This is a genomic window from Streptomyces javensis (assembly GCF_039525925.1).
Lineage (GTDB): Bacteria > Actinomycetota > Actinomycetes > Streptomycetales > Streptomycetaceae > Streptomyces > Streptomyces asiaticus.
Genome location: NZ_BAAAIF010000017.1, coordinates 74,822 through 100,315, shown reverse-complemented (window position 1 = coordinate 100,315; position 25,494 = coordinate 74,822). Strand labels below are relative to the sequence as shown.

Annotated in this window: 21 protein-coding genes; 15 read left to right on the top strand and 6 right to left on the bottom strand. The window is 70.9% G+C overall.

The genetic code is table 11. From position 1 onward, the window contains the following. The first annotated feature begins 10 nt into the window (after window positions 1–10). From katG to ABD329_RS17895, 5 genes are all read left to right on the top strand, one after another. A complete protein-coding gene (gene katG / locus ABD329_RS17915) occupies window positions 11–2,224 on the top strand; it encodes a catalase/peroxidase HPI (protein WP_198281443.1) in 2,214 nt (737 codons plus the stop codon). Between the two features lie 199 nt (window positions 2,225–2,423). Beyond that, a complete protein-coding gene (locus ABD329_RS17910; protein WP_344316621.1) occupies window positions 2,424–2,801 on the top strand; it encodes a sortase-dependent protein in 378 nt (125 codons plus the stop codon). Further along, window positions 2,798–3,406: a class F sortase gene (locus tag ABD329_RS17905; protein ID WP_198282313.1), complete on the top strand. Its 609-nt coding sequence runs from the start codon at window positions 2,798–2,800 to the stop codon at window positions 3,404–3,406. Before ABD329_RS17910 ends, ABD329_RS17905 begins: the two co-directional genes overlap by 4 nt. Before the next feature lie 101 nt (window positions 3,407–3,507). Then, window positions 3,508–3,999 carry an RNA polymerase sigma factor gene (locus ABD329_RS17900; RefSeq protein ID WP_020866784.1) on the top strand — a complete coding sequence of 164 codons (492 nt, stop codon included), beginning with the start codon at window positions 3,508–3,510 and terminating at the stop codon, window positions 3,997–3,999. Continuing rightward, window positions 3,983–4,570: a hypothetical protein gene (locus ABD329_RS17895; RefSeq protein WP_344316620.1), complete on the top strand. Its 588-nt coding sequence runs from the start codon at window positions 3,983–3,985 to the stop codon at window positions 4,568–4,570. Before ABD329_RS17900 ends, ABD329_RS17895 begins: the two co-directional genes overlap by 17 nt. 30 nt (window positions 4,571–4,600) lie before the next feature. On the opposite strand, the gene ABD329_RS17890 is transcribed toward ABD329_RS17895, so the two are convergent. After that, window positions 4,601–6,196: a solute symporter family protein gene (locus tag ABD329_RS17890; RefSeq protein ID WP_198276917.1), complete on the bottom strand. Its 1,596-nt coding sequence runs from the start codon at window positions 6,194–6,196 to the stop codon at window positions 4,601–4,603. After that, window positions 6,193–6,588: a DUF485 domain-containing protein gene (locus tag ABD329_RS17885; protein WP_198276916.1), complete on the bottom strand. Its 396-nt coding sequence runs from the start codon at window positions 6,586–6,588 to the stop codon at window positions 6,193–6,195. The genes ABD329_RS17890 and ABD329_RS17885 overlap by 4 nt, the downstream gene beginning before the upstream one ends. Window positions 6,589–7,127: 539 nt before the next feature. Between ABD329_RS17885 and ABD329_RS17880 the strand changes: the two genes are divergently transcribed. The 10 genes from ABD329_RS17880 to melA all read left to right on the top strand — a co-directional run bounded on the left by ABD329_RS17880 (window position 7,128) and on the right by melA (window position 18,554). Then, entirely contained in the window at window positions 7,128–8,516 is a 1,389-nt protein-coding gene (locus tag ABD329_RS17880; RefSeq protein WP_198276915.1) for an L-lactate MFS transporter, read from the top strand. A gap of 4 nt (window positions 8,517–8,520) precedes the next feature. After that, on the top strand, window positions 8,521–8,664 hold the full coding sequence (locus ABD329_RS17875; protein ID WP_198276918.1) for an MFS transporter small subunit: 144 nt from the start codon (window positions 8,521–8,523) through the stop codon (window positions 8,662–8,664). A 144-nt stretch (window positions 8,665–8,808) separates the two neighbouring features. Then, window positions 8,809–11,670 carry a nitrate- and nitrite sensing domain-containing protein gene (locus ABD329_RS17870; protein WP_344316619.1) on the top strand — a complete coding sequence of 954 codons (2,862 nt, stop codon included), beginning with the start codon at window positions 8,809–8,811 and terminating at the stop codon, window positions 11,668–11,670. Between the two features lie 30 nt (window positions 11,671–11,700). Then, the gene (locus ABD329_RS17865) at window positions 11,701–12,150 is read left to right on the top strand and encodes a roadblock/LC7 domain-containing protein (protein ID WP_198276913.1); all 450 of its coding nucleotides are present in this window, start codon (window positions 11,701–11,703) and stop codon (window positions 12,148–12,150) included. Between the two features lie 16 nt (window positions 12,151–12,166). Then, complete coding sequence (locus ABD329_RS17860; RefSeq protein ID WP_344316618.1) at window positions 12,167–12,778, top strand: DUF742 domain-containing protein; 612 nt, start codon at window positions 12,167–12,169, stop codon at window positions 12,776–12,778. A 305-nt stretch (window positions 12,779–13,083) separates the two neighbouring features. Beyond that, window positions 13,084–14,427: an ABC transporter substrate-binding protein gene (locus tag ABD329_RS17855; RefSeq protein ID WP_198276911.1), complete on the top strand. Its 1,344-nt coding sequence runs from the start codon at window positions 13,084–13,086 to the stop codon at window positions 14,425–14,427. Window positions 14,428–14,436: 9 nt separating this feature from the next. Then, a complete protein-coding gene (locus tag ABD329_RS17850; RefSeq protein WP_198276910.1) occupies window positions 14,437–15,387 on the top strand; it encodes a carbohydrate ABC transporter permease in 951 nt (316 codons plus the stop codon). Further along, the gene (locus tag ABD329_RS17845; protein WP_198276909.1) at window positions 15,384–16,226 is read left to right on the top strand and encodes a carbohydrate ABC transporter permease; all 843 of its coding nucleotides are present in this window, start codon (window positions 15,384–15,386) and stop codon (window positions 16,224–16,226) included. Before ABD329_RS17850 ends, ABD329_RS17845 begins: the two co-directional genes overlap by 4 nt. A gap of 52 nt (window positions 16,227–16,278) precedes the next feature. Continuing rightward, complete coding sequence (locus ABD329_RS17840) at window positions 16,279–17,247, top strand: carbohydrate kinase family protein (RefSeq protein ID WP_198276908.1); 969 nt, start codon at window positions 16,279–16,281, stop codon at window positions 17,245–17,247. After that, on the top strand, window positions 17,244–18,554 hold the full coding sequence (gene melA / locus ABD329_RS17835; protein WP_198276907.1) for an alpha-glucosidase/alpha-galactosidase: 1,311 nt from the start codon (window positions 17,244–17,246) through the stop codon (window positions 18,552–18,554). Before ABD329_RS17840 ends, melA begins: the two co-directional genes overlap by 4 nt. 64 nt (window positions 18,555–18,618) lie before the next feature. Here the strand turns inward: melA and ABD329_RS17830 are convergent, their stop codons facing one another. From ABD329_RS17830 to ABD329_RS17815, 4 genes are all read right to left on the bottom strand, one after another. Beyond that, complete coding sequence (locus ABD329_RS17830) at window positions 18,619–19,521, bottom strand: LysR family transcriptional regulator (RefSeq protein ID WP_198276906.1); 903 nt, start codon at window positions 19,519–19,521, stop codon at window positions 18,619–18,621. Window positions 19,522–19,634: 113 nt separating this feature from the next. Beyond that, the gene (locus ABD329_RS17825; RefSeq protein WP_198276905.1) at window positions 19,635–21,101 is read right to left on the bottom strand and encodes a family 43 glycosylhydrolase; all 1,467 of its coding nucleotides are present in this window, start codon (window positions 21,099–21,101) and stop codon (window positions 19,635–19,637) included. 59 nt (window positions 21,102–21,160) lie between these two features. Continuing rightward, on the bottom strand, window positions 21,161–23,011 hold the full coding sequence (locus tag ABD329_RS17820) for a glycoside hydrolase family 76 protein (RefSeq protein WP_198276904.1): 1,851 nt from the start codon (window positions 23,009–23,011) through the stop codon (window positions 21,161–21,163). 126 nt (window positions 23,012–23,137) lie between these two features. Next, window positions 23,138–25,444 carry an AbfB domain-containing protein gene (locus tag ABD329_RS17815; RefSeq protein ID WP_198276903.1) on the bottom strand — a complete coding sequence of 769 codons (2,307 nt, stop codon included), beginning with the start codon at window positions 25,442–25,444 and terminating at the stop codon, window positions 23,138–23,140. Window positions 25,445–25,494 lie beyond the last annotated feature (50 nt).

Here is a 25,494-nt window from a genome sequence, read left to right as displayed (position 1 = left end):
AAGGATTTCCATGTCCGAGAACCATGAGGCAATCGTCGTAGACCCGAAGACAGAGGAAGCGGGGGGCTGCCCGGTCGCACACGGGCGTGCTCCCCACCCCACGCAGGGCGGCGGCAACCGTCAGTGGTGGCCGGACCGGCTCAATCTGAAGATCCTCGCCATGAACCCCCCGGCGACCAACCCGCTGGGTGAGGAGTTCGACTACGCCGAGGCGTTCCAGGCCCTCGACCTCGCGGCGGTGAAGCGGGACATCGCCGAGGTGCTGACCACCTCGCAGGACTGGTGGCCCGCCGACTTCGGCAACTACGGCCCGCTGATGATCCGCATGGCCTGGCACAGCGCCGGCACCTACCGCATCAGCGACGGCCGCGGCGGCGCCGGTGCCGGTCAGCAGCGCTTCGCCCCGCTCAACAGCTGGCCGGACAACGCGAGCCTCGACAAGGCCCGCCGTCTGCTGTGGCCGGTCAAGAAGAAGTACGGCCAGTCCATCTCCTGGGCCGACCTCATGGTCCTCACCGGCAATGTCGCCCTGGAGACGATGGGCTTCGAGACCTTCGGCTTCGGCGGTGGCCGTGCGGACGTCTGGGAGGCCGAGGAGGACGTCTACTGGGGCCCGGAGACCACCTGGCTCGGCGATGAGCGCTACACCGGCGACCGCGAGCTGGAGAACCCGCTCGGCGCCGTCCAGATGGGTCTGATCTACGTCAACCCGGAGGGCCCCAACGGCAACCCGGACCCGATCGCCGCGGCCCGCGACATCCGTGAGACCTTCCGCCGGATGGCGATGAACGACGAGGAGACCGTCGCCCTCATCGCCGGTGGCCACACCTTCGGCAAGACCCACGGCGCGGGCCCCGCGGACGCCGTCGGCCCGGACCCGGAGGCCGCTCCGATGGAGCAGCTGGGCCTCGGCTGGAAGAGCACCCACGGCACGGGCGCGGGCAAGGACGCCATCACCAGTGGCCTCGAGGTCACCTGGACCACCACCCCCACCCAGTGGAGCAACGGGTTCTTCAAGAACCTCTTCGAGTACGAGTACGAGCTCACCAAGAGCCCGGCCGGCGCCAACCAGTGGGTGGCCAAGGACGCCCCGGAGATCGTCCCGGACGCCTTCGACCCGAACAAGAAGCAGCGCCCGACGATGCTCACCACGGACCTCTCGCTGAAGCTCGACCCGATCTACGGGCCGATCTCCCGCCGGTTCTACGAGAACCCGCAGGAGTTCGCGGACGCCTTCGCCCGCGCCTGGTACAAGCTGACCCACCGCGACATGGGCCCGAAGTCGCTGTACCTCGGCCCGGAGGTCCCGGCGGAGACCCTGCTGTGGCAGGACCCGCTGCCCGAGGCCGAGGGCGAGGCCATCGACGCCGCCGATGTCACGGCGCTCAAGGCCAAGATCCTCGACTCCGGTCTGACCGTCTCGCAGCTGGTCGGCACCGCCTGGGCGTCCGCCGCCTCGTTCCGCGGCAGCGACAAGCGCGGTGGCGCCAACGGAGCCCGGATCCGCCTGGAGCCGCAGCGCGGCTGGGAGGTCAACAACCCGGACGAGCTGGCGCAGGTCCTGCACACCCTGGAGGCCATCCAGGGCGAGTTCAACTCCGGCGCCAAGAAGGTCTCCCTGGCCGACCTGATCGTCCTCGGTGGCTCCGCCGCCGTGGAGAAGGCCGCCAAGGACGCCGGTGTCGACGTGGAGGTGGCCTTCGCCCCGGGCCGTGTCGACGCGGGTGACGAGCACACCGACGCCGAGTCGTTCGCCGCGCTGGAGCCGACGTACGACGGGTTCCGCAACTACGTCGGCAAGGGCAACCGCCTGCCCGCCGAGTACCTGCTGCTGGACCGGGCGAACCTGCTCACCCTGAGCGCCCCCGAGATGACCGTCCTGGTCGGTGGGTTGCGCGTGCTGGACGCGAACCACAACGGGTCCAAGCACGGCGTCCTCACCGAGACCCCGGGCAAGCTCACCAACGACTTCTTCGTCAACCTGCTCGACCTGGGCACGACCTGGAAGTCCACCTCCGAGGACCAGACCACGTTCGAGGGCCGTGACGCCTCGGGCGCGGTCAAGTGGACCGGCACCCGTGCCGACCTCGTCTTCGGCTCCAACTCCGAGCTGCGCGCCCTCGCGGAGGTCTACGCGAGCGACGACGCCAAGGAGAAGTTCGTGCACGACTTCGTCGCGGCGTGGGTCAAGGTCATGAACCTGGACCGGTTCGACCTCGTCTGATCCGCTCCGAGCACCCCGTCCAGGCCGGTCCGCACGGACCGGCCTGGACGTCTTTCCGCCCGAACGCCGGTCCCGGCAGGGCCGATGAACACGCTTTGCCATCTCTTTGCAACGCGCCTCGCCGCTGCCTCGTCTCTCCGCTCGATCCGTAACCCAGCCCGCCGAACGGCCGGGCGGGCCGACGAAAGAGAGCGACTCCATGCGCCGCACTGTCCTCAGCGCGATGACCCTCGCGTGCACCGCCGTACTGGCGACCACCGTGCCCGCGTTCGCCGACGACGCGACCCCCGCCCCCCGCCGCACCCCCGCGGCCTCCGCCAGCCCGGTCCCGAGCGAGGCGCCGACCCGCGCGCCCTCCTCCGCCGCCCCGGCCCCGAGGGAGGAACCGGCCCAGAAGCGGGACCGCGGCCAGGTCGCCGTCGTGCCGAAGGGCGCGCCGAACACCGGAGTGACGGCCGGGTCCTCCGAGTCGTCCCAGAACGAGGGCGCGCTGATCGGCGGGGGCGCCGCCGCGGTGCTCGCCGCGGGCGGCGCGGCGGTCCTCGTCGTCCGGCGCCGGCGGGCGACCGGGGCATGACCCCGTTCTCCAGGCGCGCCTTCGCCACCGCGGCGATGGCCTCGCTGCTCGCGGGCTGCGGCGGCCACCCGGCCGGGCGGACCACGGCCGCACCGCACTCCGGGAGGACGCCACCGCCGACCCCCGTGCGGGCGGCGCGTCCCCTTGGGCGTTCGGTCCCGGTGGGGCTGCGGATCCCGGCCATCGGCGTCGACACCCCGGTCATCCGGCTGGGGCTGGCGCCGGACGGGAGCGTGGCGGTCCCGCCGGTCACGGCCCACGACCGCGCGGGCTGGTACCGGCACTCGCCGACACCGGGGCAGCTCGGCCCGTCCGTCATCCTCGGCCATGTCACGGTCGGCGCCTACGGCGACGGGGTCTTCCGTCACCTGGCGCGGCTGCGCCGGGGCGACCGGATCGAGGCGCGCCTGGAGAACGGCACGGCGGCACGGTTCGCCGTCAGCGCCGTACGGACCGTCGCCAAGGCGGAGTTCCCGGCGGACGAGGTCTACGGGGACGTGGACCGCCCGGAACTGCGGCTGATCACCTGCGGCGGCCCGCGCTCCGGCGACGGCTATCTCGACAACGTGATCGTCTTCGCCGCGCTGACCTCCGACGGCCCCTGACCCACCCCGGATCCCGGGCCCAGGGAACCCACCCCGGCGGCCCGGGATCCTCCTCTTCGAAGTGCCCTCACGGCCGAGTGCCGTCGCGACCATGGAGTGCGTTGAAACGGTCCCGTGACAGGGCGGCGTCCGAGCTGTTCGCCGCCCTCTACCCGCGCCTGGCCGGCTGGTGCCGACGTCTCGTCGACGACGACGAGACGGCCCATGAGATCGCCTCCGAGGCGTTCACCCGGCTCTGGGCCCGCTGGACGTCCGTGGAGGAGCCCCGCGGGTTCCTCTACGTCACCGCGGCCAATCTCGTCCGGGACCACTGGCGCAAGGTGGAGCGCGAGCGCAGGGCCATGCGCCGCGCCACCACGGAAGCCGCCGTCCGCCCCCACACCGAACAGTCCGACCCGTCGGTGCGCCTGCTCGTGCAGTCGCTGCCGGAACGGCTGCGCGTCCCGATCCTGCTGCACTACTACGCTGACATGCCGATCCGGGAGGTGTCCGTGCTGACCGGGCGCAAGGAAGGAACCGTCAAGGCCGACCTCCACGCGGCCCGGGAACTGCTCCGCGTCCACCTGAGGAGAAGCCTTGACCCCACGCTTTGAGGACGGCCCGGAGCACAACGGCCCGGAGCACAACGGCCCGGAGCCGGAGCACATGGGCCCGGAGCCGGAGCACATCGGCCCCGAGCGGGAGCCCGACGACCCCCTCGCGGTGATCCTGCGACCCCCCTCCGACCACCTCGGCCCGCCGCCCGGGCGATACGAGGCGATCCGCCGTGCCGCGACCCGCCGCAAGCTCCTCCGCACCGCGGCCGGGGTCGGGGTGTCCTGCGCCGTGGCCGCTCTCATCGCGCTGCCGCTCCGCCAGTCGGCGCCCGAGCCACCCGCGCGCCCGACGGTCCCGCTGGCCCCGCCCCCCGCGACCGGCCGTACGACGCCCCCGCCTCCGTCGGTTTCCGGCGGTCCCTCGGTGTCGCCCCGCCCCTCGGCGCCGTCCGGGTCCGCCAGTCAGCGCCGCGGTCGCGGGCCCGGGAGCGAGACGTCCAGCCCCCGGGACGGCTCGAAGGTGCCCGCGCGCGGCCGGTCGGCGGCGCCGAGCTCCTCGGAGCGGCTCGTTCCGTCGGAGGTCCGGAGGGATACCGAAACCACCCCCGGAACGGCCCGTCGGCCGTAGGCGGCTCCGGCCGCCCACGGCCCTGTCGGCTTATGCCTTCGAACCGATGCCGGTCAGCGACCGCACCTCCATCTCCGCCTGCTTCTTGGGGTCCGCGGGCTCCTTGCTGAAGACCGTGCCGAGGAAGCCGCAGAGGAAGGAGAGCGGAATGGACACCAGGCCGGGGTTGGTGAGCGGGAACCAGTGGAAGTCCACGCCCTTGATGATGGACGTGGAACTGCCCGAGATGGCCGGGGAGAAGATGATGAGCACCAGGCCGGACACCAGCCCGCCGTAGATGCTCCACAGCGTCCCGGTCGTGTTGAAACGCTTCCAGAACAGCGTGTAGAGGATCGTCGGCAGATTGGCGGACGCGGCGAGCGCCAGCGCCAGCGACACCAGGAACGCGACGTTCTGGCCGTTGGTGACGATGCCGCCGAGGATGGCCAGGAAGCCGATCACGAGCGCCGTCAGACGGGCGACCCGGATCTCGGACCGCGGATCGGCCTTTCCGCTCCGGATGACATTGGCGTACACGTCATGGGCGAACGAGGCCGAGGCGGCCAGGGTCAGCCCGGCCACCACCGCCAGGATCGTGGCGAAGGCGACCGCGGAGACGATGCCCAGGAGCATCGCACCGCCGATCTCGAAGGCGAGCAGGGGAGCGGCGGAGTTCTCGCCGCCGGGCGCCTTCACGATCTTGTCCGAACCGACCAGCGCGGTGGCGCCGTACCCGACGAGCAGGATCGACAGATAGAAGATGAACATCGACCAGGAGCACCACACCACCGAGCGCCGGGCCTCCTTGGCGTCCGGCACGGTGTAGAAGCGCATCAGCACGTGCGGCAGGCTGGAGATGCCGAGGACCAGCGCCAGGGAGAGCGAGACGAAGTCGAGCTGGTCCATCGCGTTCCTGCCGTACCAGCCGCCCGGGTTGAGCAGTTCCGCGCCCAGCGGGCTGTTCTGGGACGCCTGGTCAAGGATCGCCGAGAGGCTGAACCCGAACTTGCCGAGCAGGAACACACTCATGAAGGTCACGCAGATCAGCAGCAGGCCCGCCTTGATGATCTGCACCCAGGTGGTGCCCTTCATGCCGCCCACCAGGACGTAGAAGACCATCACGAGGCCGACGCCGGTGATGATGAGGGCCTGCCCGCCCTTGCTGTGCACATTGAGCAGCAGGGCGATCAGACCACCCGCGCCGGCCATCTGGGCGAGCATGTAGAAGAACGTGATCACCAGGGTGGCGTTGGCCGCCGCCGCGCGCACCGGGCGCTGCTTCATGCGGTAAGCCATCACATCGCCGACCGTGAACCGCCCGGTGTTGCGGAGCCGTTCACCGACGAGCAGGAGGGCGACCAGCCAGGCCACCAGCCACCCCACGGAGTAGAGGAACCCGTCGTAGCCGTGGACGGCGATCGCTCCCGAGATGCCGAGGAACGAGGCGGCGGAGAGGAAGTCGCCGGAGAGGGCGATGCCGTTCTGGACGCCGCTGAAGGCGCTGCCCGCGGCGTAGTAGTCGGAGGTGGTCGAATTCCTGTTGGTGGCCTTGTAGACGACGAACAGCGTGATGACGACGAAAGCGAAGAAGACGCTCAGGTTGATTATCGGGCTGCCGGTCGTGCGGGCTGCGATCTGCACTGTCATTCCTTGCCGACTCCCGCCAGCTCGTGGATCGTGTCCACCTGGGGATCAAGTTTCTTGCGCGCGAAGCGCCGGTATGTCAGGACGATCACCATGGTCGTCACGAACTGAAGCAGACCGAAAACGGTGCCGGTGTTGAGCGCGCCGAACAGCTTGCGGCTCATGAAGTCGTGGTCGTAGGCCGAGAAGAGAACGAAGGTCATGTACCAGCACAAGAAGAACGCGCTCATCGGGAAGATGAACCAGAGCAGTCTCTTGCGCAGGAGTTTGAACTCCGGGCTCTGCTGGATCGCCTCGAAGTCGGGCTCCCCGATGTCATCACCGCGATCGGCGAACCCCGTTCCGGTGGCCCGCTCGGATGGCAAGGAAGCGGGTGATCGCACCGATTTATTCATGGTTTTCTCCGGGGTTTTTCTGACGAAAACGTCGGTTCGGGGGCGCCCGCGCCCGGGCGTCAGGGAAGGGCAACCGGCGGGCCCTTGACGCGGCAAGTGTAGTAAGGCGCCGGACGCAGTCAACGTGGCACCCTGCTCCTCACCGGCGCAGGTTGGCACATGTCAGGGTGTGCGTCCGGCTTCGTGGCCATCTCGAATATGGTGGGAGAGGTCGCTGAACCAATGGTTTGTCTCACCTTCCCGTGTTGTCCATTTTGACTTGGTGTCAGGTTGACAGCGAGTGTCCCAGGTTGCGCCTTGAGGACATTTCGGCACCCGGCGTTGTGTCCCAAGTGTCGCCACTGGTAGAACCTCACCTCGGGTAGAACGTCCCATCGTGCGCGAGCATGAGTGCGGTGAGCATGCCGCCTGGGCAGCGCGTCTGCCGTTGGCATATGACGGCAGCCCCCGGCTCGCCACTCCCTCCCCCGAGGTGTTTGGATGGGACAAGGAATGCAGTCTGCGGGGGTGTTCTCAAGAAGCCGGAGGTAGGTTGATCTGTGGGTTTCCTCGACCGCTCTCGCATCGTGGCAGGCGCGGGCTGGAATCGTTGGCTGATTCCTCCGGCGGCGCTTGCGATCCACTTCTCCATCGGCCAGGCGTACGCCTGGAGCGTCTTTAAGATACCCCTGGAAGATTCCCTAGACATCTCGGGAACGGCCAGCGCCCTCCCGTTCCAGATCGGCATTCTGGTGCTCGGCCTCTCCGCCGCGTTCGGGGGAACGCTGGTGGAGCGAAAAGGGCCGCGCTGGGCCATGTTCGTGGCGCTCGTGGCCTTCTCGACCGGCTTCCTGGTCGCCGCGCTCGGCGTCGCCACCCGCAATTACTGGCTGGTCGTTCTCGGCTACGGCGGCATCGGCGGAGTCGGCCTCGGGATCGGGTACATCGCACCGGTGTCCACCTTGATGAAGTGGTTCCCGGACCGGCCGGGCATGGCCACCGGTACGGCGATCATGGGTTTCGGCGGTGGCGCGCTGATCGCTTCTCCCTGGTCGACGGAGATGCTCAAGGCGTTCGGCAGTGACACCAGCGGCATCGCCAAGACGTTCCTGGTGCACGGCCTGGCCTACGCCGTGTTCATGTCGCTGGGCGTGGTGCTGGTGAGGGTGCCGCCGGAGGGCTGGCGGCCGGCCGGCTGGACGCCCCGCGTCGACGCGGGCAAGCCGCTCGTGACCACCGCGAACGTATCGGCCAGGAACGCGGTGCGGACGCCGCAGTTCTGGCTGCTCTGGGTCGTGCTGTGCATGAACGTTACTGCTGGTATCGGGATCCTGGAGAAGGCCGCCCCGATGATCCAGGACTTCTTCCACGACACCGCGAGTCCGGTGAGCGCGAGCGCCGCCACCGGGTTTGTCGCGCTGCTGTCCCTGGCCAACATGGCCGGTCGCTTCGTGTGGTCCTCGGTCTCCGACGTGGTCGGCCGGAAGAACATCTACCGGCTGTACCTGGGCGCCGGAGCCCTGCTCTACCTCACCATCATGCTCGAGAAGGACAGCAGCACCGCGCTGTTCGTCGCCTCGACGATGGTGATCCTGTCGTTCTACGGCGGTGGCTTCGCCACCGTTCCGGCCTATCTCAAGGACCTGTTCGGCACGTACCAGGTCGGAGCGATCCACGGCCGGCTGCTGACCGCGTGGTCGGTCGCCGGGGTCGCCGGACCGCTCATCGTCGATTCCATCGCGGATTCCGCGCATGAGGACGGGCGTTCCGGTCCGGCTCTCTACACCTTCTCGTTCTCGCTGATGATGGGTCTGCTCGTGATCGGCTTCATCGCGAACGAGCTGGTACGTCCGGTGAATCCGAAGTTCCATGAGCCGGAGCCCGCGGCCCGGGAGGAGTCGGCGCCCCCGGAGGAAACACCCGATCCCATTCCGGCAGAGAGGCGGTAAACCGGTGACTGACGCGGACGGCCCTTCGACGAACGCGACCAAGGCGGGTTCCCCCGTGGTGATGGTCGTGGCATGGCTGTGGGTGGCGGTGCCGTTTCTGTACGGCCTCTATCAACTGGCGGAGAAAAGCAGCAAGTTGTTCGAGTAAAGGCAGGCGCGCCGGCGCATCGCCGAAGCGATGGGCCGGCGCGCCTGCCGGGCGTTCGACTTTCCCCATCCGGGGAAATCCCAGGAGAAACGGCATCGTGATACATCCCTGTGGGCAAGCCGGTCCGAGCGCGGAGCGCGCCTCATGACCCCGGGCAGGCATGCGGCCGCGCGCGACCGCTCGCCGTCGTGGTGGGCCGGCGTCGTGGAGTGGCGCAACTGGCGGCTGCCGGTGAAGCTGGGCGCCGTTCTGGTGGTGCCCGCTCTGCTCGCCGTGGCCTTGGGCGTCGTGCAGATCCAGCGCGACGTCGAGCGCGCCAACACGTACGCGGACGTGCAGCGACTGGTCAAGCTGCGCGCCGGACTGCGGCCGTTGATCGGCGATCTACAGATGGAGCGCACCCTGTCGGCCGAGCGGCTGGGCGGCGGTGGAATGGCCGATCCGGCCATGCTCCGGCAGCAGACCCGGCGCGTGGACCGAGCTCAGGCCGCCGTCATCCGCACCACGCAGCGGACCCACGGTCTGAAGGGGGTCTCGGCCAACCGCTACCGCGACGCCTCCAAGCTCCTGGACGGACTGCCCGACCTGCGCAAGCGGGTGACCTCCAAGGACCTGGGCTCATGGACCGCGGTGACCGAGTACAGCAAGGTCATCAACAGCCTGCTCGACCTGGACCAGGCGCTGGGCAGCGGGTTCGGTGACGCCGAGCTGTCCGGACCGGCCAGCGCGCTGTACGACCTGGAGATGGTCCAGGAGCAGGTCCACCTCCAGCATGTGATCGTCATGGTGGCGCCCCAGCCCGGCAGGCTGGAAGACCCCAAGCTCATCAGGGCGCTCCAGGAGTCCGACATCCGCATGCGGGACAAGCTGAGCGACTTCCGCGCCGTGGCCACCGCGGCGGACCAGCGCGCCTACGACCGCACGGTCACCGGCCCGGAGGTCGAACGGCGAACCAAGCTGCTGGACGCCGTGCTGTCCCAGGCGGGCTCGCCGAACGCCGGGCGGAACTCCGCCGACGCCCCGCCGTTCTCCGACCGCACCTGGCACCGCAGTTCGGAGGCGCAGGGAAGCCTCATCAACACGGTGGAGAAGCGGCTCGCCGAACGGCTCCGCGCTACCTCCGCCAAGCTCCAGGACGAGACCAGCGACCGGGCCGGTGCGGAGTCCGTGCTGCTCTTCGCCGTGCTCCTGCTCGCCTTCGCCATCGGCATCGCCATCGCCCGCCATCTGCTGCGGTCGCTGACCGTGCTGCGCTCCACCGCGCTCGACGTGGCCGAGCACCGGCTCCCGGAGGCGGTGTCCAGCATCCGCGAGGGCGAGGCGTCCAGCACCTCGATCAGCGCCGTGCCGGTCCACACCACCGAGGAGTTCGGGCAGCTCGCGAGGGCCTTCGACGCGGTGCACGGCCAGGCCGTGCGGCTGGCCGCCGAACAGGCCGCGCTCCGCGGCGACCTGCGCGACACCCTGGTCAACCTCTCCCGGCGCAGCCAGAGCCTGGTGGACCGGCTGCTGCGCCTGATGGAGCAGCTCGAATCGCACGAAGAGGACCCGGACCAGCTGGCCAGCCTCTTCAAGCTGGACCACCTGGCGACCCGGATGCGCCGCAACAACGAGAACCTGATGGTCCTGTGCGGGAGCACCCCGGTCCGCCCCTCCGAGCAGCGGGTGCAGCTGGACAGTGTGCTGCGCGCCGCGGTCTCCGAGATCGAGCACTACCGCCGGGTGGTGGTGGAGCCCGTTCCCACCGCCGAGGTGATCGGGTACGCTGCCGGTGACCTGGCGCGAATGATCGCTGAGCTGCTGGACAACGCCACCGCGTTCTCCCCGCCGGAGACCCAGGTGACCGTCAGTAATACACTGCAACTGGATGGTTCCGCACTGATCGAGGTTCGCGACGAGGGATTTGGGATGAGCGGTGCCGAATTGGCCAAGGCTCATCGTCGTGTAGCGGCGGACGCATCCGTGGAGGTACCTACGTCCCGGCAGATGGGCCTGACCGTCGTCGGTCGGCTGGCCCGTCGCCACGGCGTCACCGTGGAGCTGACCTCGGAGCGGGATACCGGTGGCGGGCTGCGCGCGGGCGTGCTCGTACCGGCCAGGCTGATGCTCGGTGAGAAACCCGCCATCGCGGGCCGGGAGAGCTCGCTGCCCGTCCGGAAGACCTCCGCCAGGACATCCGAGCCGGCACGGCCGCACCGTGAGCTCGGCGGCGCCCCGGCGGCGCCTCTGCCGCGCCGTGTGCCCGACAACCCCCGCGCGCTGCGCGCCGGTGATGCCCCGGCCGCGTCCGAGCACGCGGGCCGCTCCCTGCCGACCCGTCCCGGCTCCTCGCGGGCGTTCACGGATCCCCAGCAGACCGGCGGACTGCCGCGCCGGAACCCGGTAAGGCCCGGCCACCCGGCCAAGCCCGGTCACCCCGCCAAGCCGGGCCATCCCACCTCGGTCGGCGACGGCGCACCGGAGAAGAACGGCGCCCTGCCCGGCGACGGCGGAACGCCCGCGGACCGCCGCACCGCACAGCCGCCGGGGCAGCCCGTGATCCCCCCGCCGCGTTCGCGTCCGACCGCCCCGGACGGCGCCCCCTCGCCATGGTTCGCGTCGCCCGAGACGGCACCGGCGGACTCCCACGACGAGGGGCACACCGACGGCCGGGAGCCGGCGGACCGCTCGGCGTCCGCCGCCTTCCGGCGGCCCGACCCCGCTCCGTCCGGCCCCCCCGACGAGAGCCGGCCGGACCCCGCGGACGAGCCCGGCCAGATCGTCCACGAGCGGCCCGGCGCCGCCGAGGCGGGCGGTGTCACCCAGGCCGGGCTGCCCCGGCGGGTGCCGCGCCAAGGCCAGGCGGCGGACCGGGAGAAGCCGCGCGCCACCGGGGAGCGGCCCGCGCCGCGCGCCGCCCCGGACGACGCCGCCGCGCGGCGGAACGCCGGCCGTACCCATTCGTTCCTCAGCAATTACCAGTCGGGCATCCGGCGGGCTCAGCCCGACGGACGCGACGAGACATAAGGTCTCAGCGAAGATGGACAGGAAGAACCCATGACCTCACCCCAGCTGCGGGAGGTGAGCCAGTTCGGATGGCTGGTCACCAACTTCACCGAGCGTGTGCCCAATGTGGCGTGCGCCGTGGTGGTCTCGGCCGACGGGCTGTTGCTCACCGCGTCGGACGGGCTGGCGGCCGATCGGGCTGAGCAGGTCGCCACCATTGCCGCCGGGGCCATCAGCCTGATCCAGGGCGCTGCCCAGTGCATGGACACCGGTGATGTGCGGTCCTCCGTGATCCAGATGGAGCTCGGGAACATGCTCCTGATGTCGATCAAGGACGGCTCGTGCCTCGTGGTGCTGGCGGCGCCGGACTGCGAAATCGGTCAGGTGGCGTACGAGATGACGGTACTGGTCGATCAGGTCGGCGAGATGCTGACTCCGGAACTCCGCGCCGAGCTCCAGGAACTGAATCTGCGGGCCGTGAAGCGGACAGCAGCCCAATAGGCCGGACGGGGAGATGATGAGCACCGGTGAAGGCCCTTCCGGGCAGGGACCTGGGAGAGAACAGGGGGCGGAGGACGAACAGACCTTCGCCGACGTGCTCAACGCCTTCAGCTTCGGCAAAGGGCGACGCGGGCGGAAGCCGCCCCGGTCCGACGGGGCGCCGGAGGGCGCCCGGTCCCGCCGGGGCGGAGAGGCCCGGCCCGAGGACCCCGGGGAAACCTTTTCGCGGGGGGCCTCGGAGCCGGAGCGGCCGGGGGTCTGGGACACGGAGCACGAGGCCGGCCAGGGCCCGGCCTCGCTGGTCCGCGCCTACTCGTGGACGGGCGGCCGGACCAGGTCCGACCACCACTTCGAGGTCGAGACCCTGGTGACCACCACCGAGCTGGGCCACCGCTCGATGGACACCCTCCATGCGGACCACCGCCCGGTGATCATGCTGTGCCAGGAGCCGCGGTCGGTGGCCGAGGTGGCGGCCATGCTCTCGGTGCCGCTGGGGGTGGCCAAGGTCCTGCTCGGCGACATGGCCGAGCACGGCCTGATCACCGTCCACCGGACGGCTTCCGCGGAGGGCGACGTACCGGACGTCTCCCTGATGGAGCGCGTGCTGGTGGGGCTCCGGCGGATCTAGCGGCTTCGCCGCGCGGGAATCGACAGGCCCCCGCGCGGCGATATGCCCGTTTCCGGGTGCGATGCCCGCCGAAGAACATCCCCTCGCTGATTGCTTGTGCGCGTTCAAAGCCAACACTGAGCAGTTTCACGCTCTTGACGTGATTCGGTCTGATCGGTTTACTCCCTGGCACGCCGATGTCGAATCCTCGGCGGCAGAGGTACGCCCAGCCGGTATGCGGCTCCGCCGTGAGTCCGGCCCGAGTCGCCAGGTCGCTGTCCGTGACCGAGGCGGGGCCGTGCCCTCGGATCATGGAGCTCTCAGCGATGAGCCTGAACCGTTCGCGTATCCCTCCTCCCGTGTGCGGCGGTCCGTCCCGGCGTGGGGTGCTGCGCGGCGGCGGGGCGATGGCGCTCACCGGCGCCATGGGTGCTGCCGTGGCCGGATGCGGGACGGGCCTGGGGGTGGATTCCCGGGGAACCGTGCACATCGAGGTGTGGCACGGGCAGACCAGCACCGCCCTGCGAGCGGTCAAGCGGCTCGTGGCCGACTTCCACCGCGGCCACCCGAAGATACGGATCGACCTGAGCGGCGGCGTGCTGGCGGACGACATGCTTCAGAAGGTGATGGCCGGTCTCGTCGCCGGATCGCCGCCCGACGTCGCCTACATCTTCGGCTCCGACCTGGCCAGCGTCGCCAGAAGCCCCCAACTGGCGGATCTGACGACGGTCGTGGAATCCGGGCGGGTGCCGTGGAAGCAGTACTGGCCCGCCGCCCGGGAGGGCGTCACGGTCGACGGTGTGGTCCGTGCGGTGCCCGCGGTGCTGGACTCGCTGGCCGTGGTGTGCAACAAGGCCCTCTTCCGCCGGGCCGGTCTTGAGCTGCCGGGACCCGGCTGGACCTGGCGGGACTTCATCGAGACGGCCAGGAAGCTGACCGACCGCGGCAGGGGCACGTTCGGCACCGGCTGGCCCGCCGCGGGCGACGAGGACACGGTGTGGCGGATGTGGCCCATGATCTGGGATCTGGGCGGCGAGGTCATCGCCGAGGGCAAGCGGGAGATCGGGTTCGCCGGTGAACCCGGGGTCCGGTCCCTCGAGGTGCTCGCCGCACTCGCCAAGGACAGAAGTGTCTACGTCGATCCCAAGCCGGGTGGCGAGCAGATGTACCAGGCGTTTGCCGCCGGCCGGCTGGGCATGGTCGCCACCGGCCCCTGGCAGCTGCCCGACATCCGCCAGGCGAGGATCGACTATCAGGTCGTCCCGCTGCCCGGCTTCAGCGGCCGGTCGGTGACCATCTCCGGCCCCGACACCTGGAGCGTGTTCGACAACGGCTCCGCGCGGCTGAAGGCCGCCCGTACGTTCGTCGGCTGGCTCATGGAACCCGAGCAGGCGTACCGGTGGGACACCCAGGCGGGCAGCCTGCCGCAGAGCCGCCCGGCCGAGCGCCGTCCGCAGTGGCGGGCGTACGCGGCCGAGGTGCCCGGTCTGCCGGTGTTCACCGAGGTGCTCGAGACCGCCCGGGTACGGCCCGTCGACCGGGCCTACCCCAAGATCTCCATGCCGTTCGGCGAGGCCATCACCGCCGTACTGCTCGGCCGGAGCACACCGGCGAAGGCCCTGCGGCAGTGCGCCGACGAGGCCAACGCGGCCATCGCGAAGGTGCGTTGAGGAGCTCCCATGTCCCGTCTGCCCACCCCCATCACCCGCCCGGCGCCCCGCACACCGGCCCGTCCCGCACGCCGTACGGGCCGCAGGGAGGCCGCGACCGCCTGGGCGTTCGTCCTCCCCTCCGTCCTGGTCATCCTGGGCCTGAGCGTCATCCCCGTCCTGTGGTCCCTGCTGCTGTCGTTCCAGTACAGCGACCTCCTCACCCCGAGCGTCTGGGTGGGCTGGGACAACTACCGCCAGCTGGCCGACGATCCGCAGTTCGCCCAGGCCGTGCGCAACACCCTGGAGTACACGGCGCTGTATGTGCCGCTGAGCATCGGTCTGGGGCTGGTGCTCGCGCTGGTCCTCAACCGCCGGATCAGGTTCGCGGGGCTGTACCGCACGCTGCTCTTCGTGCCGTTCGTGGTCTCGGCCGCCGCCCAGGGCGTGCTGTTCTCCTTCATCCTCGACCCGGAGTTCGGCGCGGCCAACTCGCTGCTGCACCACCTCGGAGTCTCCCCGCAGGGCTTCCTGTCCGACCCGGGCCAGGCGCTGCTGGTCCTGGTGGGCATCTCACTGTGGAGCGGCACCGGCTTCTGCGTCGTGATCTACCTCGCGGCCCTCCAGGACGTGCCCCGCGAACTCATCGAGGCCGCCACCCTGGACGGCGCGGAACGCCGGCATGTGCTGCGCCACGTCACCCTGCCCACCATCGCGCCGGTCAGCGTGTTCCTGCTGCTGTGGCAGACGATCAGCGCCTTGCAGGTCTTCGACCTGGTGTACGTGACGACGAAGGGCGGTCCGCTCGGATCCACCACCGTGATCGTCTACTTCGTGTGGGAGCAGGCGTTCCGCAACTTCACCGCCGGTTACGGGGCCGCCGCGGCCTATGTCCTCGGCGTCGCCCTGCTGGTGGCCGCCGCCGCGCTGCGGCTGGTCCGGCGCCGCGGCGACCGCCGCATCGAGGGAGCCACGTCATGACGGATCCGTCCGCACGGCGCCGGCCGCGGCTGCCGTTCAGCCCGTGGCACCTGCTGCTCGCGCCACTGGCGCTGCTCTTCGCCGTACCGCTGCTCTGGCTGGGGCTCAGCTCGGTGATGAGCGACGCGGAGATCAACCGCTTCCCGCCCGCGCTCTGGCCCTCCGGAATCCACCTGGACGGCTACCGCTTCGTGCTCGGCAACGCGATGTTCCCGCGCTGGTTCGCCAACTCCCTGATCGTCTCCGCGGTCGCGGTCGTGTCCAATCTGCTGCTGGGGACGCTGGGCGGATACGCCTTCGCCCGGATGCGGTTCGGCGGGTCCCGGGTGCTGCTGGTGCTGATGCTGGCCACCATGGCCATCCCGTTCCAGCTGACGATGATCCCGACCTTCCTGGTGATGCGGAAGCTGGGGCTGGTCGACACCCTCGGGGCGCTGATCGTGCCGTCGCTGGTGACGCCGTTCGCGGTGTTCCTGCTGCGGCAGTTCTTCCTCTCGCTGCCCCGGGAGCTGGAGGAGGCCGCCTGGATCGACGGGTGTTCGCGGCTGCGGGTGCTGTTCCAGATCGTCGTCCCGCTGTCCCGCCCGGCGCTGAGCACGGTCGCCGTCCTGACCTTCCTCACCACCTGGAACGACCTGTCGTGGCCGCTCATCGCGCTGAACCACGACGCCAACTACACCCTCCAGCTGGGTCTGACCACCTTCCGGGGGCAGCACCACACCCAGTGGTCGGCCGTGATGGCGGGGAACGTCATCACCGTCCTGCCGGTGCTGCTCGCCTTCCTCGCCGCCCAGAAGACCTTCGTCCGGTCGATCACCTCCACCGGCCTCAAGGGCTGACCGGCACCTCAATGAGGCGGCTCAGCCCCTCCCTCACCCGTCAGGAACCCGTATGCCACCCACCTTCGACCTGCTCGTCATCGGGGACGCCAACCCGGACGTCATCGTCGGACCGCTCGACACCGCGCTCGCCTTCGGCCAGCGCGAACAGCTCGTCGACAGCGGCGCGCTCACCCTCGGCGGATCCGCCGCGATCACCGCCTGCGGCGCCGCCCGGCTGGGGCTGCGCGTGGCCTTCGCCGGACGCGTCGGGGACGACGGCGCCGGCCACTACCTGCGCGACCGGCTCGCGGCGCACGGCGTCGACGTCAGTGGACTGCGCCTGGACAGCGGCCTGCCCACACCGCTCACGGTCATCGTGACCCGCGGGGAGGACCGGGCCATCCTCACCGCGCCGGGCACCCTCGCCGCCACCTCGGGCCGCGACGTCCCCCCGCACCTGCTGACCTCGGCCCGCCACCTCCACGCCGCGTCCTTCTTCCTCATGCCGGGGCTCGCCGCCGATCTGCCGGACCTGTTCGACACCGCCCGCGCGGCGGGCGCCACCACCTCGCTGGACACCAACGACGACCCCTCGGGCCGATGGGACCCCGCCGCACTGGCGCCCGTCCTCGCCCGGACCGACCTCCTGCTGCCCAACGCCGCCGAGGCCCACCGGCTGGCCGGGACCGACGGCACATCCGTCGCGGCGGCCGCCGAACTCCTCGCGCGGCAGGTCCCGCTGGTGGCCGTCAAGAACGGGGCGGACGGCGCCCTGTGCCATGACGGCCGGACCCTGCTCACCACCGCCGGGATCCGTGTCACCCCCCGGGACGCCGTCGGCGCGGGCGACAGCTTCAACGCGGGCTTCCTCGCCGGACGGCTCACGGGCCGGCCCATCGCCGAGGCGCTCGACCTCGCCGCCGCCTGCGGTGCGCTGTCCACCCGCGCCGCGGGCGGCACCACCGCCCAGCCCACCTGGGACGAAGCCCTCACCCACCTCACCGCCCACCTCACCGCCAACGGAGACATCCCGTCATGATCAACCCCAAGATCGTGCTGATCGGCGCGGGAAGCGTCGTCTTCACCCAGGGCCTGCTGGCGGATCTCTTCGCCTTCCCGGAGCTGAAGACCGCGCGGATCGCCCTGCACGACATCGACCCGGAACGCCTCGCCACCGCCGAGGCCGCCGCGCGCTACATCGCCGAGCGGCGGGACGCCGCCGCGCACATCACCGCGCACGCCGACCGGCGCGAGGCACTCGACGGCGCCGACTTCGTCATCAACCTCGTCCAGATCGGGATGGCGGAGGCCACCCGGATCGACTTCGAGATCCCCGCGCGCCACGGAGTGCGGCAGACCATCGGCGACACCCTCGGCGTCGGCGGCATCTTCCGCGCCCTGCGCACCTTCCCGTTCCTCAAGGCGCTGGGCGAGGACATCGCCGCCGTATGCCCCGGGGCCTGGCTGCTCAACTACACCAATCCGATGGCCATGAACGTGCAGTACCTCGTGGCGGCCACCGGACTGACCCGGGTGGTCGGCCTGTGCCACTCGGTCCACTGGACCATCCACGACCTCTGCGAGCTGCTGAAGGTCCCGTTCGGCGAGGTCACCTACCGCGCCGCCGGGGTCAACCACCAGGCGTGGGTGCTCCGCCTGGAGCACGACGGCACCGATCTCTACCCCCGGCTGGACGCGCTGATCGCCGAGAACGAGCAGCTGCGGCGGCGGGTCCGCGTCGACATGTACCGGCGGCTCGGCTACTACCCGACCGAGACCAGCGAGCACTCCTCCGAGTATGTGCCCTGGTATCTGCACCACGACAGCGAGATCGAGCGGCTGCGGCTGCCCGTCGGCGCGTACCTCGGCATCGTGGACGAGAACGTCGCCGAGTACGAACGGACCCGCGACGCCCTCGCGACCGGCGCCCACATCGACGTCGAGGGGACCATGGAGTACGCCCCGCAGATCATCCACTCCATGGTGACCGGCACCCCCAGGACCGTCTACGGCAATGTGCCCAACCACGGCCTCATCGAGAACCTTCCGGCCCATGGCGTGGTCGAAGTGCCGTGTCTGGTCGACCGGTCCGGGGTGCGGCCGACCCGGGCCGGTGCGCTGCCGCCCCAGCTCGCCGCGCTCAACCGCACCTACCTCAGCATGAACGACCTGGTGGTGCGCGCCGCCCTGGAGGACGATCCACGCCACATCCGGCACGCGGCCATGACCGACCCGGCGACCGCCGCCGCCCTGCGCGTCGAGCAGATCTGGGAGCTGTGCGACGAGATGGTGCGCGCACACGGCGAACGGCTGCAACCCGCGCTGCGCGCGACGCTCGCCATCTGACAATACGAAGAATAGTGTGCCAAGCGGCCCACGCGGTGGCGCCGGCTCACGGGACACCGCCGACTCAGGCAGTGCCGTCGGTCGCCTCGCGGAGCACGTCCCGCACCTGGCCGCGCAGCCATGCGTGGGCGGGGTCGCTGTCGTGCCGGTGATGCCAGGTGAGGACCACCCGGGTCGGTGGCAGCTCCAGCGGGAGCCGCCGGGTGACGAGGCCGAGCCTCGCCGAGGCGGGTCGGCAGACCCGCTCGGCGACGACGGCCACGGCACCCGAACGGGACACCACGTCCAGCGCCGCGGCGCTCGTCGGCAGGGACGCGATCACCCGCCGGCGCAGCCCGCGTTCGGCGAGGGCGTCGTCGATGGCGTCGTGCAGCCGGCCCCGGCGCGAGACGGTCACGAAGGTCATGCGGAGGAGCCGGTCGAGGCCGACCCGGCCCTTGGCGAGCGGATGCCCCCGCCGCAGCGCCAGGACCAGCCGGTCGGCGCCGACCACCTCGGAGGAGATCTCCGGGCGGCCCGGCCCGTCCGCGCCGATCTCCAGATCGACCTGGCCCCGGGCGAGGTCGGGCCGGTCGGCGGCGGACTCGGCCAGCAGGCTCAGATGGATGTTCGGGGCGGTGGCGCCGATCCGGGCGATCAGCGGGGCGGCGAGGGCCGCCAGCAGCGCGTCATGGCCGCGCACGGTGAAGTGCCGGTTCAGGGCGGCGAGGTCGAGTCGGCGTACAGGAGTGAGCACGGCCGTGGCCCGCCGGACCAGGTCGCGGGTCTCCTCGCGCAGTTCGAGGGCGCGCGGGGTCGGGACCATGGTGCGGCCGGCGCGCACCAGGATGTCGTCGCCGGTCGCGCGGCGGATCCGGGCCAGCGTCCGGCTCATCGCCGGTGGCGAGAGGTTCAGCCGGTCCGCCGCGGCGGTCACGCTGTTCTCCTCCAGCAGCGCGTCGAGCGCCACGAGCAAGTTGAGGTCCACGTGCGCCACGGTAAGGCAGGCCCCAGTGGGATTGCGCGCGGCGTCATGTCCCACCCGGCCCCGCGGCGGGTGCGGCCCCCGCCGCCGGGCGGGGGCCGCTGATGTGCCGGGTGTCAGCGGGTGTACACCTCGGCGCGGTCCACGCTCACGAACGAGGCGCCGGACTGGGCGTTGTGCTCGCCGGTCACCCGGATGCGCAGGGTGTGGCGGCCGGAGGCGAGCCGGGGACTGAGGTACTGGAGCGTCTCGCCGGTGCGGACAGCGCCGTAGAAGTCCACGCGCTGCTCGGGGCCGCCGTCGATGCTGAGGGCGGCGATGCCGTTGCCGGTGTCGCGGACCGACAGCAGGGCGATCCGGGTGCCGGTGAAGGAGAACGTGGCGGTGTTGCCCGCCCGGTCGCTCCAGTGGTCGTCGCCCCAGAAGCACTGGGTGGCGCAGCCGGTCCCCGAGTTCCAGGTGCCGGTGTACGACACGCCCCCGTCGCCGCTGGATTGGCCGTCGTCATTGATCCAGTACGTGCCCGCTCCCGGGTCACCGGACGGCAGGTCCTGGGTGGCGCCCATGGCGAGCGGACGGCCCAGGTTCGGGCTGCCGTCGGCGTTCCAGGTGATCTTCTGGGCGCGGGTGGTGCGGTTGCTGTAGGTGTTCACCGACGTGGTCTTGGCGTGGTAGACGATCCAGTCCTCCTTGCTGTCGGGCGAGCGGAAGAACGCGTGGTGGCCGGGGCCGTAGACGCCGTGGTCATCGGCGCGGGAGAACACCGCGCCGGAGGCTTGCGTCCAGTTGCCGGGCACGAGCGGGTCGGCGGTGGACGGCAGGGACATCATCCAGACCTGGTAGTCCGGCTTGCCGGTGTCGCAGGTGGAGTACGTCATCCAGGTGCGGCCGTTGCGGTAGAGGAACTCGGGGCCCTCGCGCACCTCCGGGCAGCCCCCCGCCGCGTTGATGGCGACCGCGTTGCCCGAGACGGTGTACGGGTTGGACATCGGGGCGATGTTGAGGCCGTTGTGCTGGTACTGGTTGATACCGGAGTAGGCGAGGTAGAGGCGCCCGTTGTGCTGGAGGACGCCGGGGTCGATGGCGAAGTCGGCGGTGTGGTTGGGCGGCGTCAGACGGGACTTGAAGTGGTACGGGCCCGCCGGGTCGTCGCGGTCCGACTCCAGCACATAGAGCCGGTGGTGGTCGTCGGTCCCGTCGTCGGCGGTGTAGTAGAGGTACCAGCGGTTGCCGAAGCGGTAGAACTCCGGTGCCCAGATGTGCTGGTTGCGGGAGCCGTCGGTGTCCGTCCACACGGTGATGGGGTCGGCGTCGAGCAGGGTGCCCAGGGAGGTGGAGCGCCACATCCGGATGCTGTCGCCCTGTGTGGTGGTCAGGTAGTAGGTCCCGTTCCAGGTGGTCACAAACGGGTCGGGGCCGGTGTTGAGCGGGTTGCGGAAGGTGCCCGCGGCGGCGGTGTGCGGGGCCGCGGTGGCGGTGTGCGGGGCCGCCGTGGCCGCGGGTGGGCCGGAGATCAGCCCCCATAGGACGGCGAGCAGGGCGGTGAGCGGCGCCGCGCGGCGGCGGGCGGTGCGAGGGCTCATGGGCGCTTCCTTGCGTCGATGCGAGTACGGCTCGTGGGGGTTGGTTCGTGGGGGAGGTGTCACAGGCCGTCCGCGGCCGTCAGCGCGCCGAGGGCACTGGCCTGGGTGCGCCAGTCCACCTGGTTGGGGCCGGTGCCCGCCCAGCGCTGGCCGAGCCGGTTGAGCGGGTCGCGGTCGGTGGCCCAGATCGAGTCGGCCTGCTTCTTGATGTACGTCCGGTAGCCGGCGGATCCGGTGGCGTCCGCGAGGTCGGCGAAGTGGCGCATGAAGACGCCCTTGAACTGCTTCTGGTTGTCGTCGCAGGAGCTGCCGCCGGTGTCGCAGGACTCGGTCAGCACGCCGTCGCGGGTCAGCGCCGCGGAGCCGGTCACGGCGTCGGCCAGGCGGCGGGCGGTGTCCAGGTACCGGGTGTTGCCGGTGGACCGCCACAGTTGGGTGAAGGCGCCGATGGCCAGGCCCTGGTTGTAACTCCACACGGTCTGGCCGTTGTTGCGGCAGTCGCCGGTGAGCCCGTCGTTGACCAGGCCCGATCCGTTGATCAACCCGCTGCCCAGGTACCAGGTCGCCGCCGTGGTCGCCCGGCCGCCCCACACGGTGTCGCCGGAGATCCGCCGGTGCAGTGATGTGGTCAGCCACAGGTACAGCCCGTTGGTCACGGCGTTCTTGTAGGTGCGCTCCCGGTCCCACCACACACCGCCGCCGCAGCTGCCGGTGTCCCAGTACTGGTGGACGTAAGCGGCGATGGTGACCGCCTCGTCCAGGTAGCGCCGCTCATGGGTGTGGTCGTACGCGGCCAGCCAGGCCACGCCCCACCAGGCCGCGTCGTCGATGGCGCGGCTGATGAAGTGGCCCTCCACCGCGTCGGAGCTGCGCTCGCCCGGGGCGAAGGTGCCGCGGTTCTGCTCGAAGGTGCGGGCGATCACCCAGTCGTAGTCGTGCCGCCCGGTGCGCTGGGCGAAGTCGATGAGCGAGGTGACGGCGACGGCCGAGTTCCACCAACTGCTGCGCCACCAGCCCTCGTACGGGTGGTACGAGGCCATCAGCGCGTCGGCGGCGGCGCGCGCCCGGCTCGGCGCGGGCCTGACCCAGGCCGTGCAACCGCCCTCCTGATGGCTCGCCTCACGGCCGCACGCCCGGACCGCCCCGCCGAACATCAGCCCGCGCGGATCCCGGGTGGCGAACATCGCCGTCCGTGTCGAGGTCTTGCCCGACGCCACGCCCGTACGGCCGAGTGAGGAGCCCTCGGGCCAGGTGGCGCCGGAGTCCCAGGAGCGGTCCAGCCAGATCTCGTCGCCCGTGCCACCGCTTTCGATGACGCCCCACGCCATCCCGTTCTTCTGGTCGACATGGAGGCTGATGGTGCGCCCGAACAGGGTGGTGGAGGGCACCGGGCGGTCGTCGCCCGCCGCGGTGGCGGGGTCGGCGCCGTCGCAGAGCGTGCCGTCGCACACCTTCGGGTAGACCCAGTCGGTGCAGGTGACACCGGCGGCGTCGCCGCAGGCGCGGATCCAGCCGCGCCGGTGGCCCACCGGGTCGGTGAGGTTGTACATCAGGGTGCGGGTGCCGGTCCAGGTGCCCGGGATGCTCGCCTTGCCGAGCAGACCCTCCCAGGTGGCGCCCCGGTCCCAGGACCGGTCGAGCCAGACCGCGTCGCCGCTCACCCCGTTGTCGATGCTGGCCCAGGCCATGGAGTCGGGGTCGGAGACGTGCAGCTTCAGGGTGCGGCCGCCCAGGTTCACATTCGGCACGGGGAAGGACTCGCGCTGCGCCTTCGAGGGGTCGAGGGTGTCGCACGCCAGCGCGCAGACCGGGGTGGCGGCACGGGACGGCGTGGGGAGGGCGACCAGAGTGGCCAGGGCGATGGCCAGGGTCAGAAGTCCGTGGAGGACACGGTGGAGCCGCGCTGACATGACGTACCCGCCTTTCCGTGGGGGGCCGTGCACTGAAGCGTGGGGGAGGAGAGCGACGGCGGCCGCCCGCGCGGGGACGGCCGCCGGAGCGTGCGGGCCCCTCGGCCGGGGCCCGCGGCGGTGGCGCTAGGGAGCCCAGGGCGACTCGATCGCCCAGGTGGTGTCCTCGGTGAAGCTGGCCGGGTTGTCCCAGGCGTGGCCGCCGCCGGACTGGGCCAGCCACAGCTCGGCGTTGATGTGCCGCAGATACTGCCCGGGGAAGTTGGCGGCCGACATCCGGATGCCGCCGCTGCCCTGGGTCGGGCACCAAGTGGCGTCCTCCTTGTACACGGTGGAGCCGTCGCCCGCCTCGCGCCGGACGCGGAAGTCGCGGTGGCGCAGATACTCACCGGGGTAGTTGCGGGACTCGAAGGAGTAGCAGAGCTTGTTCGCGAGACCCTGCCGTACCGTCCAGGTGGCGTCCCGTTTCAGCAGGTCGGCGCTGGCCGCGTGCACCACCTCGGTGAAGCCCAGACCGTCGTAGTGGCGGATGTAGCGGTCGGTGTAGCCGGGGGTGGTGACCCGGATCGACACGTTCTGCCCGACGGGCAGTTTCACGGTGGCCCCGGCCGACCGGGAGGCCGCGATGAGGGCCTGGTTGGCGGCCCGCACCCGGGCCTGGTCGACCTTGACCACCTGCCGGTCGTAGGACATCAGCCCGTTGGCCTCGTTCTCCACGTCCGTGATCTGGGTGTAGACGGAGGCCGACAGGCCACCCGCGGGCATGCCGCTCTCCCGGATCCCGTCGAGCAGGCCGACGAGCCGGTTGTTGAGCGCGGCGGTGCTCGGCTGGTCCTCGTAGCTGAACCCGCCGCCCGGATACCACTCATGGCCGGGCACCCGGTAACCCAGGCCGCCGTACTCGCCGAGCACCGAGGCGCGCACCGACTCCGCCGGGGTGTTGCCGGGCCCGACGTAGTTGTGGTTGTCGACGACGTCGCCGTTGCCGCCGTCCTCGGCGGCGCAGCAGTTGACGCCGCTCATGTTGTCGACCAGGCGCGAGGGGTCGTATGCCTTGACCATGTCGGCGATGCGGGCCTGGTCGTACTGGCCCCAGCCCTCGTTCTGGTCCACCCACTGGATGAGCGCGGGCGAGCTGCGGTGCTGGTCGATGATGGCGCGGTACTCGCTCTCCCACTGGGCGCGGGCCGCGGTGTCCGGGTTCTTGCCGCTGTCCATCGAGGGCATGTCCTGCCACACCAGCAGCCCGAGCCGGTCCGCCCAGTAGAACCACCGCTGCGGCTCGACCTTGATGTGCTTGCGGACCATGTTGAAGCCCAGGTCCTTGTGGATTTGCAGGTCGTGCTTGAGGGCCTCGTCGGTGGGCGCGGTGTAGATGCCGTCCGGCCAGTAGCCCTGGTCCAGGGTGCCGGTCTGGAAGACGAACTCGCCATTGAGCACCGGCCGCCGGACCCCGCCCACGTCCTTCACCGCGATCGACCGCATGCCGGTGTACCCGCCGACCTTGTCGGCTCCGGCGGCGCCGGTCAGCTCGGCCGTGACGTCGTACAGGAACGGGTCCTCCGGCGTCCACAGATGGGCGTTCGGCACCGGCACGGAGAGCTCGCCGCCCACGGTGCCGGTGGCGCTGCCGACCGTCGTACCGCGGCTGGAGACGGTGACCTTGACGCCCGCGCCGTCGGCTCCTCCGGCGCCGCGCACCGTGACCCGCAGGGTGTTGTCCGCCAGGCGCGGGACCATGTCCAGGCGGGTGATGTGCGCGGGGGCGGTGGGCTCCAGCCAGACGGTCTGCCAGATCCCCGACGAGGCGGTGTAGACGATGCTCCGGCCGGGGTGCGGGGTGACGTCCTGGACGCGCTGCTTGCCGATGGCCTGACCGCCGGTCTCCGTGGGGTCGTACACGGAGACGACGATGGTGTTGGTGCCGCCGTTCAGCAGGGGCGTGATGTCGTAACTGAAGGCGTCGTAGCCGCCGCGGTGGGCGGCTCCGGCCTGCTTGCCGTTGACCCAGACCGTGGTCTCCCAGTCGGACGCGCCGAAGTTGAGCTGGACGCGGCGGCCGTTCCAGCCGGAGGGAACCGTGAAGGTGCGCTTGTACCAGAGCTTGTCATTCTGGGTGATCTTGCGCTGGACGCCGGAGAGCGCCGACTCGGGCACGAACGGCACCCGGATCCGCTCACCGAACGTGGCCGGCTGCCCGGCGTCGCGGGAGGTGACCGCGAAGTCCCAGATCCCGTTGAGGGGGGACCAGTCGGGCCGGGTGAGCTGCGGGCGCGGATACTCCGGCAGCGGGTCGTCGACCGGGACCTGGTTCGTCCACGGGGTCGTCATCGGGGAGGGTTTGGGATCCCAGGCCTGGGCGGCGTGGGAGGGGCCGGCGCCGGAGACGAGCAGACCGGTGGCGGCCAGCGCGGGGACCACGGCGGCGGCCACGCGCCGCCGCCAGGTCCGTCTTGGACGGAGGGAGGGGAGGCGAAGGAACA

Coding starts and splice junctions, on each gene's coding strand:
- ABD329_RS17845 (WP_198276909.1), top strand. CDS start 15,384: ATGACGGATCCGTCCGCACGGCGCCGGCCGCGGCTGCCGTTCAGCCCG.
- ABD329_RS17820 (WP_198276904.1), bottom strand. CDS start 23,011: ATGTCAGCGCGGCTCCACCGTGTCCTCCACGGACTTCTGACCCTGGCC.
- ABD329_RS17910 (WP_344316621.1), top strand. CDS start 2,424: ATGCGCCGCACTGTCCTCAGCGCGATGACCCTCGCGTGCACCGCCGTA.
- katG (WP_198281443.1), top strand. CDS start 11: ATGTCCGAGAACCATGAGGCAATCGTCGTAGACCCGAAGACAGAGGAA.
- ABD329_RS17850 (WP_198276910.1), top strand. CDS start 14,437: ATGTCCCGTCTGCCCACCCCCATCACCCGCCCGGCGCCCCGCACACCG.
- ABD329_RS17870 (WP_344316619.1), top strand. CDS start 8,809: ATGACCCCGGGCAGGCATGCGGCCGCGCGCGACCGCTCGCCGTCGTGG.
- ABD329_RS17825 (WP_198276905.1), bottom strand. CDS start 21,101: ATGAGCCCTCGCACCGCCCGCCGCCGCGCGGCGCCGCTCACCGCCCTG.
- ABD329_RS17860 (WP_344316618.1), top strand. CDS start 12,167: ATGAGCACCGGTGAAGGCCCTTCCGGGCAGGGACCTGGGAGAGAACAG.
- ABD329_RS17840 (WP_198276908.1), top strand. CDS start 16,279: ATGCCACCCACCTTCGACCTGCTCGTCATCGGGGACGCCAACCCGGAC.
- melA (WP_198276907.1), top strand. CDS start 17,244: ATGATCAACCCCAAGATCGTGCTGATCGGCGCGGGAAGCGTCGTCTTC.
- ABD329_RS17865 (WP_198276913.1), top strand. CDS start 11,701: ATGACCTCACCCCAGCTGCGGGAGGTGAGCCAGTTCGGATGGCTGGTC.
- ABD329_RS17885 (WP_198276916.1), bottom strand. CDS start 6,588: ATGAATAAATCGGTGCGATCACCCGCTTCCTTGCCATCCGAGCGGGCC.
- ABD329_RS17905 (WP_198282313.1), top strand. CDS start 2,798: ATGACCCCGTTCTCCAGGCGCGCCTTCGCCACCGCGGCGATGGCCTCG.
- ABD329_RS17855 (WP_198276911.1), top strand. CDS start 13,084: ATGAGCCTGAACCGTTCGCGTATCCCTCCTCCCGTGTGCGGCGGTCCG.
- ABD329_RS17890 (WP_198276917.1), bottom strand. CDS start 6,196: ATGACAGTGCAGATCGCAGCCCGCACGACCGGCAGCCCGATAATCAAC.